The sequence below is a fragment of the Pseudarcicella hirudinis genome, from assembly GCF_900115665.1.
GTDB lineage: Bacteria > Bacteroidota > Bacteroidia > Cytophagales > Spirosomataceae > Pseudarcicella > Pseudarcicella hirudinis.
The window spans coordinates 364,249-377,959 of record NZ_FOXH01000004.1 but is presented as its reverse complement, the minus strand read 5'-3'; the positions used below and the strand labels follow the sequence as shown (position 1 = coordinate 377,959).

The 13,711-nt window shown below is 37.7% G+C and carries 11 protein-coding genes; 5 read left to right on the top strand and 6 right to left on the bottom strand.

The genetic code is table 11. The features are described from left to right. Nucleotides 1–83 precede the first annotated feature (83 nt). Complete coding sequence (locus BM179_RS09735) at nt 84–647, top strand: hypothetical protein (protein ID WP_092015956.1); 564 nt, start codon at nt 84–86, stop codon at nt 645–647. A 10-nt stretch (nt 648–657) separates the two neighbouring features. Here the strand turns inward: BM179_RS09735 and BM179_RS09730 are convergent, their stop codons facing one another. Further along, complete coding sequence (locus BM179_RS09730) at nt 658–1,029, bottom strand: DoxX family protein (protein WP_092015953.1); 372 nt, start codon at nt 1,027–1,029, stop codon at nt 658–660. Nucleotides 1,030–1,122: 93 nt separating this feature from the next. On the opposite strand from BM179_RS09730, the gene BM179_RS09725 reads away from it, so the two are divergent. Further along, the gene (locus BM179_RS09725) at nt 1,123–1,512 is read left to right on the top strand and encodes a winged helix-turn-helix transcriptional regulator (protein ID WP_092015950.1); all 390 of its coding nucleotides are present in this window, start codon (nt 1,123–1,125) and stop codon (nt 1,510–1,512) included. Nucleotides 1,513–1,520: 8 nt separating this feature from the next. Here BM179_RS09725 and BM179_RS09720 read toward each other — a convergent pair whose 3' ends face one another. After that, nucleotides 1,521–2,627 (bottom strand): acyltransferase family protein, encoded by a 1,107-nt coding sequence (locus BM179_RS09720; RefSeq protein ID WP_092015947.1) that lies wholly within the window; start codon nt 2,625–2,627, stop codon nt 1,521–1,523. A 452-nt stretch (nt 2,628–3,079) separates the two neighbouring features. After that, the gene (gene mce, locus BM179_RS09715) at nt 3,080–3,523 is read right to left on the bottom strand and encodes a methylmalonyl-CoA epimerase (RefSeq protein ID WP_092015944.1); all 444 of its coding nucleotides are present in this window, start codon (nt 3,521–3,523) and stop codon (nt 3,080–3,082) included. A 133-nt stretch (nt 3,524–3,656) separates the two neighbouring features. Here mce and corA point away from each other — a divergent pair, with 133 nt between their 5' ends. Both corA and guaA read left to right on the top strand, forming a co-directional pair. Beyond that, a complete protein-coding gene (gene corA / locus BM179_RS09710; protein ID WP_092015941.1) occupies nt 3,657–4,727 on the top strand; it encodes a magnesium/cobalt transporter CorA in 1,071 nt (356 codons plus the stop codon). Nucleotides 4,728–4,978: 251 nt separating this feature from the next. Then, nucleotides 4,979–6,508 carry a glutamine-hydrolyzing GMP synthase gene (guaA, locus tag BM179_RS09705; RefSeq protein WP_092016207.1) on the top strand — a complete coding sequence of 510 codons (1,530 nt, stop codon included), beginning with the start codon at nt 4,979–4,981 and terminating at the stop codon, nt 6,506–6,508. 83 nt (nt 6,509–6,591) lie between these two features. On the opposite strand, the gene BM179_RS09700 is transcribed toward guaA, so the two are convergent. From BM179_RS09700 to BM179_RS09690, 3 genes are all read right to left on the bottom strand, one after another. After that, on the bottom strand, nt 6,592–7,143 hold the full coding sequence (locus BM179_RS09700; RefSeq protein WP_092015938.1) for a DUF4890 domain-containing protein: 552 nt from the start codon (nt 7,141–7,143) through the stop codon (nt 6,592–6,594). 306 nt (nt 7,144–7,449) lie between these two features. Then, entirely contained in the window at nt 7,450–8,430 is a 981-nt protein-coding gene (locus BM179_RS09695; protein ID WP_092015935.1) for a toast rack family protein, read from the bottom strand. 120 nt (nt 8,431–8,550) lie between these two features. After that, nucleotides 8,551–9,003, bottom strand: a complete 453-nt coding sequence (locus tag BM179_RS09690; RefSeq protein ID WP_092015932.1) for a PspC domain-containing protein — start codon at nt 9,001–9,003, stop codon at nt 8,551–8,553. A 1,356-nt stretch (nt 9,004–10,359) separates the two neighbouring features. On the opposite strand from BM179_RS09690, the gene BM179_RS09685 reads away from it, so the two are divergent. Next, a complete protein-coding gene (locus BM179_RS09685; protein ID WP_092015929.1) occupies nt 10,360–13,677 on the top strand; it encodes a SusC/RagA family TonB-linked outer membrane protein in 3,318 nt (1,105 codons plus the stop codon). Nucleotides 13,678–13,711 lie beyond the last annotated feature (34 nt).

The window sequence follows — 13,711 nt, the reverse complement described above, 5'->3', positions numbered from 1 at the left end:
CTTAAAAAATGTTAAAGTCAATAAGCTGAAATAATATCAGAAGAGAATAGGACGTAATAGAGATAAACTAAACCGCAGCTACTATGAAACTGTTTATCTACTTGTCCTTTGCGGCTTTTATATTCAGTGTATCCGACTCTTCAGCTTACTGTATTGCTCCCGATTCTATTCGTATTCTGGTACTTGAAAATCGTGGAAAAAGTATCAAAGCCTATTGGCCTGGTATGCCTGTCAGTTTTAGTACACTTTCAGAAACCCATATCATTAGCGGCTATATTCATAGTTTAGCGTATGGAAAGATCTCTGTTTTGCTTCCGGATCAAAGCATTAAAACGTATGAGATTGAAAAAATAACTAAGATTTTTCAGGCTTTTACCGATAAAGACCGAAATTCTTTAGTACTTCAGGCTCAGGGATTACTACCGGCAGCAGGCATCCTTTTATTTTTCGGCAGTATGATAAATGGTTCCGGCTTACTTGTGGCTACTCCGGTGGTTAAACTTATTTCTGCGGGATTAATCCTCGCTGGCGGAACCATTTTTTTGCTGAAAAGAAAGCATTTTAGATGTAGTTCCACTAAAACATTAAAGATTGTGGCCTATCCATTTGTTGTTCCGGACAAGTCTGCCAAATCACCTGAGCCTTAAGTCTGAATCTTTATAACCTGATGTAAAAATGCTTGTCAGTGAGTAGTAAAATGATACTGAGAATACAGACAATGAGTGAATTGTAGAAATGGCGATATTCCTGATGCGCCATGTGTGTTACAAATGCACCCACAGCAAAGGGAAAAAGATACAGAACCGCCGCATTTTTAAGCTTTGGTTCCACAATACCGGCCAGAAGGGTCGCTACGCCTATTATTTCTGCCAAACCTATAAAAATTGTCCAGGTTTTATTAAACCCCAATGACTCCATGCTCCGCATCATTTGTGGTTTCTGAATTACTTTAAAGAGGCCGGCATAACCGAAAATGTACAGGTAATAACAATAACTCAACCAATGAATGAGTGTCTTTAAATTTTCCATAATTTCTTTTTTTCGACAAAATTAGACCCTTAATTTGTGCTGAAACAAGTACTGATTCCCTTGTAGTTTACTAACAAAAAAGTAAGTGTCATTATGAGAAAAGAGCATTCAACAAACTCCGTTAATCAAAAAAAACTGCATGAAACCTGTGGAATGGCCTTTACTTTGTCGAAGATAGGAGGGAGATGGAAGTTGAGTATTCTGGGTATTTTACTGAACAATCCTAAATTGCGGTATAGCGAACTGAGAAGAAGATTATCCGGAATTTCGGAAAGAATATTTGCAGCGCAACTGAAGGAATTAGAGCAGGACGGGCTGATAACCAAAACGATTTTTCCGGAAGTCCCGCCAAAAGTAGAATACCAGCTGACTGATTTGGGATACTCCCTCAGAGATATTCTGGAAGCGATGTCTGTTTGGGGAGATGAAAAAAGAGGAGAGCCTGCTGTTGTAAATTTACAGGAAACAGACTCTCATCAATAAGCAGATAATTAAACTTTAAGGAAGATTTTCCTTTTGTACATCACCCAGCAGAAAATCCAGCATACCAATACAAAAGTAATTGCAAACATCAGAGAGCCATTGTAATAGCCAAACGTGGGCTTGAAGACATGCCAGTAAATCCAATCGGAAAGACTGATAATTCCATCACCTTCTCTCACTTTTGCTTTGTTCAGGCTAATTGCCAGTAATTCTGATATACCATAAGCTGCAATTGAATTCATTCCGAAAATATGGAAGAACTTAGTCCAGCCGGTTTTGCCTTTCATATCAATAATCCAGATTAACACAGCTAAAACAACAAGGTCAATTCCTCCGACAAGTAATACATAAGAGCTTGTCCAAAGTTTTTTATTGATTGGAAATGCCAAATTCCATATTAACGCGATGGTTATCAGAAAGAAGCCATAAGCAATTAACTTGTTAACTTTAGTCAGGCGTTCGTTTTTACTTTCCTGTAGGTAATAGCCTGTCAGATACCCGATTAAGGTTGTTACAATTGACGGAAGAGTACTCAGAAGTCCTTCCGGATCAAAAGCAATACCTTCACCATGATATAAATGACCTGCTCCAAGCACCATTAAATCAAACTTTCTGGCAGCATTGGTCATTAAGTCATATTCTGCTCCTCTTTCTCCAAAAAACCACATAATGGCCCAATATGCCAATAAAATGCCAGATCCGATATAGGTAAGATATTTCCGGTCAACTTTCAGCGTCAGAAAAGAAACGGCGCAAAAAGCTAAGGCAATTCTCTGTAATACATTGAGTATTCTCAGGTGGGAAAGCTGGAAATCTATATAAGGAAAATTGAAAATCAAATAACTGATAAGAAACAGAAGAAGCGTTCTTTTAATGATTTTGCCACGAAGTTCAGGTGTTAACTGGTAATTATATGGTTTAAATGAAAAGCGCATGGCCACCCCAACGGCAAACATAAAAGAGGGGAAAACCAGGTCAGTAGGCGTAAAACCATGCCATTTAGCATGTTTCAGAGGTGCATACGTAAAGTCTCCAAAGCCTGAATTGTTCACTAAAATCATTAAAGCAATCGTAAGACCCCGAAAAATATCAAGGGATAAGTAACGTTCTTTCATGTAGGTTTTTAAATTTTAAATTGGGTATTAGTTAGTTTAGTAATTAAATCTTATTTAAACGACATTTTGTAAACATATAAACAATACACACATATTATTTTCTATGTGTCCTCTATGTCTATGTGGCTACATAAACATTTTTCTATGTATTCTTATGTATCCTCTATGCCAATGTGGTTGCATGAACTTTTTTCTATGTGTCCTCTATGCCAATGAGGTTGCATGAACTTTTTTTCTATGTGTCCTCTATGTCTATGTGGTTACATAAACATTTTTCTATGTATTCTTATGTATCCTCTATACCAATGAGGTTGCATGAACTTTTTTTCTATGTGCTCTCTATGCCAATGAGGTTGCATGAACTTTTTTCTATGTGCTCTCTATGCCAATGTGGTTACATGAACTTTTTTTCTATGTGCCCTCTATGCCAATGTGGTTACATGAACTTTTTTCTATGTGCCCTCTATGCCTATGTGGTTGCAAGGAATGGACTGACAAAGCTCTATCAAAACCGAATTAGTCGATTTAGGATGAATGAAACATACTAATTTATTGTCAGCACCCTGTTTGGGTTTATCATTTATTAGAATAAAACCCTCACTTTTAAGTCTGTCCATCTCAGCATATATATCATCTACCTCAAAAGCAATATGATGAATCCCTTCTCCTTTTTTTTCAAGAAACAGGGCAATCGGACTTTCAGGACTGCTTGCTTCAAGAAGTTCAATTTTCGTTTCTCCGGTCTGAAAAAAGGAAGTATTTACTTTTTCTGACTCAACCGTTTCTTGTTTGTAAGGTTGAATTTTTAATAATTTACTGAAAATTTCATTAGAGATAGAGAGATCTTTAACCGCAATACCAATATGTTCAACTTGTTTGACAGATTTAAGCGTCATGCGATTTCTTTAAGATTTAATTGATATGGAGAATACAGAATATGTACAATAACTTATTTAAATTTAACAAATATAGCGAAGGAGTTCAATAAAAAAAGCCCGTCAGGGTCAACAATCAGGATAAGTGAGCAGTATGGCAAAAAAATATAGAATTCAGAATAAAAACTTAGGAACATCTCCGGGAACGCTTACCTACATTGGAGAAGAAGTACAATATGCTACTAAAATTTCTCTGATTGAATACAATGAGTTTTTCTGCAAGGAATCCAAGCTGAAAAAGCTGATTGAATGTAAAATTGAAGATAAACCCGACGAAATCATCTGGCTGAATGTCGATGGAATTCACGAACCTAAAGTGGTAGAAACAATAGGGCATGTATATGGCCTGCATCCTCTTGTAATGGAGGATATTGTAAATACACAGCAGAAGCCCAAATTTGAGTATTTTAATGAAGATCAGTTGTTTCTTACCCTCAAAATGATTGAGTATAATCCTCATACCCGTGACATTGAGGTAGAACATCTGAATTTTATTCTCGGACATAAATACCTGATTTCCTTTCAGGAAGAACGCAACAGAGATGTATTTGAAAATGTAAAGATCAGACTGAAGGCTTCTGCCGGAAAAACCCGTAAAAACGGCTCGGATTATTTGCTGTATGCACTGATGGATTTAGTAGTTGATAATTATTTTCTGGTATTGGAAAAAATCGGGGAAGACCTCGAGCGACTGGAAGAAGAAATAATTCATAGTGCCAGACAAAGGTCATTGAATGAACTGTATCAGATGAAAAGAGAAGTCATGCTGATGAGAAAAATCGTTTTTCCATTAAGGGAAATGCTGGTTGGGCTGATTCGGGAAGAAGCTCCTTTGATTACCGAAAATACGACCATATACCTGCGTGATGTTTATGACCATGTGAGTCAGGTGCTGGAAACCATTGATTCTTACCGGGAATTAATTACTTCACTGATGGATCTTTACCTTTCTCAGGTGAGTAATAAAATGAATAACGTAATGAAAGTTCTTACTGTAATTTCTGTTATTTTCATTCCGCTTACTTTTCTGGCCGGGATTTATGGGATGAATTTTGACAATATGCCAGAGCTTCACTGGCATTACGGATATTATGGTGTTTGGGGAATTATGATTGCTCTGGTGATTGTAATGCTTCTCTGGTTTAAAAGAAAAGATTGGTTATAGTGTTGAAAATCAGGTTGTTTTGTCTGGTTTCGGCATAGGTTTAGCCTGATTGGCAGCTCAATGATTTTTCGTTGTCAGAGATTAAATGTCTGTATTAATAAGGTATTGCCGGATTTTCGAAAAAAACATTCGGTTTCTATGTCGGAAATCTCATAAAAATCACGAAATTTGCGACTTATTTTTAACCAACATGGGTCTTGGCTTTCAGGAAAACTGAAAAAAGAATCCTTACCAATATCCGTAAAAGAAAGATGCCCGAAAAAATTCTTATCCTTGATTTTGGCTCACAGGTAACTCAACTTATTGCCCGCCGGGTTCGAGAACTGAATGTCTATTGTGAAATTCACCCTTACAATCATATTCCGGAAATAGGTGACGACGTAAAAGGCGTAATCCTTTCAGGAAGCCCTTGTTCTGTTCGTGAAGAAGATTCTCCTCGTGTGGACATGTCACTATTCAGAAATAAATTACCATTGTTGGGAATTTGTTATGGTGCTCAGCTCTTAGCTCATACAGCAGGCGGGGAAGTAATGGCCTCTGGCCACCGTGAATATGGACGGGCAATGATGGACAAAAAATCAGGAGAAAATCCGCTTTTTGCTAATATTTCAGAACATTCTCAGGTTTGGATGTCTCATGGAGATACCATTGTTTCTGTTCCGGAGAGCTTTGAAATCATTGGTTCTACAGATTCAGTAAGAGTTGCTGCATTCCATATTAAAGGAGAACAAACTTTCGGGATTCAGTTTCACCCTGAAGTTACCCATTCTTCTGAAGGAAAAGAGATTCTTAAAAACTTCGTGGTTAACATTTGCGGATGCTCTCAAAACTGGACAGCAGATTCATTCGTAGAGTCAACAGTGGCAGCCCTGAAAGAGAAACTGGGAGATGATAAAGTTGTATTAGGACTTTCAGGAGGTGTTGACAGTTCTGTTGCGGCGGTATTGATCCATAAAGCTATCGGCAAAAATCTGTATTGTATTTTTGTGGATAATGGCTTGCTGAGAAAAAATGAATACGAGCAGGTTCTCGAATCATATAAAAGCCTTGGCCTGAACGTAAAGGGGGTTAACGCAAAAGATCAGTTTTATGCTGCGTTAAGCGGATTAACTGACCCGGAAGCGAAGCGCAAGGCAATTGGTAAAGTATTTATTGACGTTTTCGATCAGGAATCTCATTTGATAGAAGATGTGAAATGGTTAGGTCAGGGAACAATTTATCCTGATGTGATTGAATCTGTTTCAGTAAAAGGTCCTTCAGCAACCATTAAATCTCATCACAATGTAGGTGGTCTGCCTGATTTCATGAAATTGAAAGTGGTGGAGCCTTTGAATACTTTGTTTAAAGATGAAGTGAGAGCGGTAGGAAGAACGCTGGAAATAGATCCTAATATTTTACAAAGACATCCTTTCCCTGGTCCGGGATTGGCTATTCGTATTTTAGGTGATATTACTGCTGAAAAAGTTCAGATTTTACAGGAAGTAGATGCCATCTTTATTAACGGATTGAAAAACAAAGGTTTGTATAATCAGGTTTGGCAGGCAGGAGCCATTTTGCTTCCAATCAACTCTGTGGGAGTAATGGGAGATGAGCGTACATATGAAAAAGTAGTAGCCCTGAGGGCTGTCAGCAGTGTAGATGGTATGACCGCCGACTGGTGTCATTTACCATATGAATTCCTGGCAGAAATTTCTAATGAAATTATTAACAAGGTAAAAGGAGTAAACAGAGTAGTTTATGATATTTCTTCAAAACCACCGGCAACCATTGAGTGGGAATAATATATAAAATTCAGACATTCTGATAAAACAGAAAATGCTCCCTTAAAAGGAGCATTTTCTGTTTTGACTCTACAGGATAAATACTAGTAATTGCCTCTGCGGCCACCACCGTATCCACCTCCGCCATATCCTCCGCCACCTCTTTGTCCGCCACCGTAAGTGCTATTCATCATATCCTGTTTCTTTTTCAGATAAGTAGCAAATTGCTCTTCAGTTAAAACAGCTTTCAGTTCTTTATCTTTTCCTTCGTTGATAGCCATTGCTTTTTCTCTGAGTTTATCACGAAGTTCCTGACTTGGATTTTCCTGTACTTTTTTAAACTCTTCATACAAATCATTGCGTTTGAATGCATAATCTATATTGATTTTGTCTACCAAAGGAACTTGCTCATCAGTCAGTTTCAATTTCTTTTTCATCCATTTATTTTCTTCCTCAACCACTTTTTCCGGATCCGGAGGAGAGAATGCTTTCGGCGTATTATCACTGCCTTGAAATCCGCCACCGCCTGGTCTGAATCCACCTCCTCTGCCACCATATCCACCTCCACCGTATTGGGCGAAATTTTTATGAGCTGCCACTACAAATAACAATAAGAGAATTGAAGAGGACAGTTTTTGTAAAATGTGCTTTTTCATGTTTTGATTTTTGACAGTAAATGTTTTGGGTTAATATATTTGGCCAAATAGAATTTAAAAGTACTCTAACTGAAAGTGTTAGAGGTAAATCTCCCATTTAGGATTAATCGTTCTGGATAATTACAGGGGAAAAATACAAAAATAGATAGAGAAAACGAAGTTCTTTGTTTTTAAAGGCATTCTTTTTAAAACGTTAAACACATAGCCTGATAAGCAAAAAGGGCTTATTCCTTTTAGAAACAGCCCTTTTTCTCTATTGTTTTATGATAACGCCGGATTGAAAATCTTATTTTACAGAATCCGGAATTAATATCTTCTTACTTTCAGATTAGCCAAACCACCTGTGAAATTGATTTGCATCTTTTTGGCCGCCTTTTCATAGCCCGGGCTTTCCCAGAAGCTTCCGTTTTTTACAAAATCTTTAAAAGTTTTGGCATTTAAACCTCCGTCAACTTTAATTCTGCATCCGATCGATGCCGGAATTTCTACATCAACATCTGCTAATCCCGACTCAATGGTTATTTCAGAATTGTCAACTTTATCTCCCAGTTTTAAATCTGTAGAAGTAACGCCGGTCTTAAGACTTAATTTTTTTACTTTGAAATCGGAGAGGTCAAAATCTGCTTTTCCGGCTCCGAACTCAAAATTCATATTCCATTCTGGTTCAGGATTTAATTTAAGATCAATTTTATTGTCGATACCGTTTTTACCGTCGAAGTGAATGTTGTTATGTTTGTTTTTGAAACTGAAATTCACATCTGCATTAGAACCGCTTACACTCTTTTTAAGACTTACTTTGCCAAAATCAAGATCCGTATCAGCCGCTACAAGGTCAGTAGAAGTACCTTTGATCTTAAATTCAGCAGCGCCACCATCAAGATTAAATGTTGCTGTTTTAATAGCAGCTTCCATTGGTTCGCTTAAACTTTGTTTGCCTGTACGGCCTTCCCAATGTTCATCATTATTATCATTATCGTCGTTATGGTCATCATCATTATCGCCCAAATCAATGTGAATGTCTTTATCATCCCATTTTTGTTCGATTTTATGTTTTACACTACTGATGATAGCAGCCGGGATAGCGATACAAAGTAAAACAATCGTAACTACTGTAGCTGAAGTGCTTTGTTTACCAACAAACATGGTAATGCCGAGGTAAATCAAAAGTACAGGCCAGAAGCGGAAAATTACATGCCAGTCCACATAGAACCAATCTAATTCTTTTCCTAAAAATAATACTCCCAAAAAGATCAGAAGACCTCCGGAGAAAATATTCCTTGCGTTCATAATTCAAATTGCGTTAAAGGTTTAAGATTAAACAAAATACAAGTTCAGACTTTTAATTGACAGTATTGAAAAACAAGTCAATTCCAGCGTTTCTGAAAAATAATCCGAAACAAAACGGACTTAGAAACCGGAGTTGCCCGGCTCGTTGTTACCGAAGTTATTAGTATTATTATTACCCTTGATTTTGTCTTTGAAAATAATGTACACCCCGACAGCAATTAAAACAAGAGGCCAAAGTTTACCAAAATCAATGTCAAAGAATTCATCCATAAGGAATAGAGAACCCAGTGCGATCAGGATGATACCAGCGATCGAATTTGAATTATTTTTCATTTTAGTCATATTGAAATTAGAGTTTTCTGTGTAATCAGATGCCATATCCATCATAGTCTTTGCAGGAAGTGCAATCCATAGGATAATGTAAATTAGGAAAAACGGACCGTGTGTCAAAATAGTACCAAGGACAAAAATTACCCGGATTATGCTCACATCAATACCAAATCTTTCTTCAAGGCCTGCCGCAACTCCACCTAAAACTGCTTTGGAAGGGATGCGATATAGTTTTTCGTTCATGACTTTAGAGATTAAAATTTAAAGAATTCTGTTTTTTTTTCTTTTGATGTCCGAAAGTTATGATGCCTTTCAGAATCAGCAACCAGTATTTTAACGGACGGTTAAAAATTACGCTTAAAAGGAATATTTTAAGGAGCAATATAAAAACAGGTACTTTGTAATGCCAAGTAATGAGGGATTTTCATAATATTGCCTCTATTCAGCTTTATTGATACATTTTTGAAATAGGTTTATGTTATTACATACTATCTGATGAAATACATACTGTCTGACAAATTATCATTTGATAAGTATTATGAGTTTATAGCAGAATACGTATTTCTACGCTAAAACGGTAGTTTTTTTTCCCTGAAATTTGTAACAGTTAAATACTTATTATTGGTCTATAATAGCTATCAGCAATGGTAATAATCTTCATAGTTCTCACACCTTTATTATTAGCTCTGGGATTTTATCTTGCGATAATGGCCAACCGGACTGATTTTAAGCAATAAAAAACTACCATGACAAAGCAAATGGTAGTTCTACATCACTAAAATAGTCAGTGATAAAATTATAAAAACTCCGTTTTCCTCAAAAACCTGATAGAGAACATGGTACGCTTCCGGGCGTACCATGCGGAAAAGAGAAAATCCATTTAGCCTGTTTTTCCGATTAAAACCGTCCATCTCCTGACAAGCGGATTTTATAGCATCTTTGAAAGATCCTGTAAAATCCGCTTATCCTATGCAATCCGTTGCAAATTCAAAACGTATATTATAACAGTGTAGAAAAGTTGAAAAGCTAAAAATGCCCTTCCTATTCAAATTTGAAGGAAAAACTGCCCAAAAGAGCTTTTCAATTTACATGAAATTATGTATCTGTCTATGTATCAGAATACTATACCAAAGATTTATTCTGGTACATTTCCGAACAAATGAAATAATTTCTTAATGCTGGGTATACATTTTAAAATTATTCTATTTATATTTAAAAAAAAACATTACAAAGTACAAATAACCTGCTCTGAAAACTTAACTGAAAAAATTATGAAGAAAATGCTTTACTTAAAAACCCCGCTTAAGTTTATTAACACTTCTTTCAATGTCAGGTATTTCGACCTGATTTGATTCCTTTATTTATAGTATTAACCAAAACTATATTTCTGCATTGAATAATCAGCGTAATGTCTTTTCGCAATGACATTGCCTTGAACACCTTTTCCCGATTATTAAAATCATGTGATTCATACCTGAATTTTCATAGGAATGGATTGTGTCAGTACTATTCAGCATTTTGGGAAATGCCGGATTTTTCACGTTGTATTTCAAGTTTAACCAAATTCAATTTTTAATTTTTAACCAATTTATCTATCCAATGGAAAAAAAACTCTACATGTTGTGTGGACGTGTTTTCTTGTTATTGACCTTGCTTTCAGTAAGCTTGGGTTTACAGGCACAAGACCGTCAGGTAACTGGAAAAGTAGTCGGCTCATCAGATGGGCAGGGTATTCCCGGAGCCAATGTTATTGTTAAAGGAACGCAGACCGGAACTTCCACCGATGGAAGCGGGAATTTCAGAATATCAGTAAAAAATGCCGGTTCTGTTTTAATCATCAGTTCGATTGGCTATGCCAGAAAGGAAATCGCTGTAGGTAACCAATCAACCATTTCAGTCTCTCTTGATGAGGAAATAAGTAGTCTTAGTGAGGTTGTCGTAACAGGTTATGGTTCTCAGTCGAAAAGAGATATTACCGGAGCTGTTGCAACAATTGATGCCAAAACCCTTCTTTCTACTCCATCTACCAACTTAGGTCAGGCCATGCAGGGACGCGTTGCCGGGGTAACAGTAGGGAATGAAAACTCTCCCGGAGGCGGTGTAATGGTTCGTATCCGTGGTTTTGGTACAATCAATGATAACTCTCCTTTATATGTAATTGACGGAACGCCTACCAAAGGTAACCTCAATACCCTTAACCTGAATGATATTGAAAATATGCAGGTATTGAAAGATGCTTCTGCTGCTTCAATTTATGGTTCAAGAGCTGGAAACGGGGTTGTAATTATTACGACCAAAAAAGGAAAACCCGGTAAACCGAAATTTACGTATGATGTATATTACGGAAATCAGACGCCAGGTAAAACCCTTGATTTGTTGAATACCCAGGAATATGCTAATCTGCTTTGGGAGCAAAGAACGAACTCTTTGAACCTTGCGAATCTCGATAAAAAATACTGGGCAGATGGAAATACTCCGCTTTCCGGTCTGGTCGATGGAAAAATCAGAATACAGGATGCCATTAAATATCCTACTCATTCTCAATTCGGTAGTGGTGCTACGCCAACCATTCCATATTATATCTTCCCGAGCGGAGGTAGTCAGAATGACCCTAGAGCTGATCCAAGCCTTTATAACATTGATCCTGCCAAACCATTTTACCTGATTACCAGAGCGAATCCTGTCGGTACCAACTGGTTTAATGAGATTTTCTCAAATGCTCCGATTCAGAATCATCAGCTGGGCGTTTCCGGAGGTAATGAAAATGGAAGATATGCTATGTCACTGAACTATTTCGACCAGAAAGGTATCATGAATTATACCAGCTTTAAACGCTATTCCTTCCGGGTAAATACTGAATTTAATGTATCAAAACGTATCAGAGTAGGTGAGAGCTTTCAGGTAGCATTCGGAGAAAGAGTCGGACAGCCCAATGGTAATAACTTCGAAAATAACCCGGTGTCTTTTGCGTATCGTATTCAGCCGATTATTCCGGTTTATGACGTAATGGGAAATTTTGCCGGAACAAGAGGCGGTGACCTTGACAACGCACTTAACCCTGTCGCATTATTATACAGAAACCAGGACAATGTTAACAAAGAAGTAAGACTTTTCGGAAATGCTTATGCGGAGGTTGACATTCTGAAAAACCTGACTGCCAGAACACAGTTCGGTATAGATTATAACAATGCCAATGCAAGAATTTATACCATTCGTGACGTTGAGTCTTCTGAAGCAAGAGGCAGTAACCTGTTAAGTACTACCAATGGTTATGAATATACCTGGACGTGGTATAATACATTGAGCTACAATACTTCTTTCGGAAATAAGCATAAACTTAATGTTATTTTGGGTACGGAATCCATCAAAAACTATTTTGAGCAATTTGATGCAAGCCGTACAGACTTTAAAACAGATGCCCTTGATAACCGTTATTTAGCTGCCGGTACAGGTGTTCAAACCAATAACAGTACTGCTTCCAACTGGCAACTGGCTTCTGAATTTGCTAAGGTAAACTATTCGTTGGCCAATAAATATTTGTTTGATGTAACCTTGCGTCGTGACCGTTCTTCCCGTTTTGCAGCGGATTATCGTGCAGCTTATTTCCCGGCAGTAAGTGCGGGATGGAGATTTACAGAAGAACCGTTCATGAAACAATTAGGCTTTTTGGATGAGGCGAAGCTGAGAGTTGGCTGGGGACAAACCGGTAACCAGGAAATTGGTAACTACAACCCTTATACTCAGTTCTCTCTGAACCCTGCCACTTCATTCTATGACCTCACAGGTTCAAGAAGTTCTGCCGTTGCTGGATATGAACTGACTCAGTTTGGTAATGCCAAGGCAAAATGGGAAACAACAACTTCAACCAACATCGGTTTGGATGCTGTTTTGCTGAAAGGTAAACTTGATGTGGCACTTGACTGGTACAATCGTGTGACATCTGACATGTTATTCCCGGTTCCGGCTCCTGCAACTGCGGGTGTAGCTACGGTTCCTTTCCAGAATATCGGTGAAATGCGTAACCGTGGTATAGACCTTGGAATTAATTATCACGGAAAAGTAGGAGAAGTTTCTTATTCAATCGGGGCAAATTTCGGTACATACAGAAACCTTGTTACCAAAACAAACGGAGATCCTAAAACTCAGTATTTTGGTTTGAATGACCAACGTATTACCAACTTTGTCGTAACTCAGCAAGGTTATCCGATATCTTCATTTTACGGATATATTATTGACGGTATCTTCCAGAGTGACGCAGAAGGAAAAGCCTATGCTCCTCAATTTGGAAGTTCAAGAGATGATTCGGAGAAAAATACAGAGAACCGTGCAGGACGTTTTAAATTCCGTGATGTAAATGGTGACGGAAAAATTGATTCCGGAGACCTTACCGTAATCGGAAGTCCTCACCCGGATTTCAACTATGGTATCAACGTGAGTGCATCTTATAAAAACTTCACTTTAACCTTATTTGGTCAGGGGGTTTATGGAAACCAGATCTTCAATTATGTGAAATACTGGACAGATTTCCCGACATTCCAGGGTAACCGTAGCCGCAGAATGCTTGAGCAATCATGGAGACCGGGCAAAACAGATGCTATTCTTCCTCAACCTCGTTCAAGTGACCAGATCAGTATTCAGCCATCAACCTATTATTTAGAAAGCGGTTCTTATTTCAGAGTGAAAAATATCCAGCTGACTTATCGTCTTCCTGAAAAAATGTTGTCTAAACTGGGTGTGAGCGGAGCTTCTGTGTATGTACAGGGACAGAATTTATTTACGGTGACTAATTATTCAGGAATGGATCCGGAGATTAACCTTCGTAACTATTCAGCCGGAAATGACAGACAGATTGGTGTTGATGAAGGAGCATATCCTGTGGCTAAGACGTTTTTAGTTGGTTTGAATTTGAGCTTTTAAAGAATGGTTCTGAAAGAATTGAAAAATCTTTTAC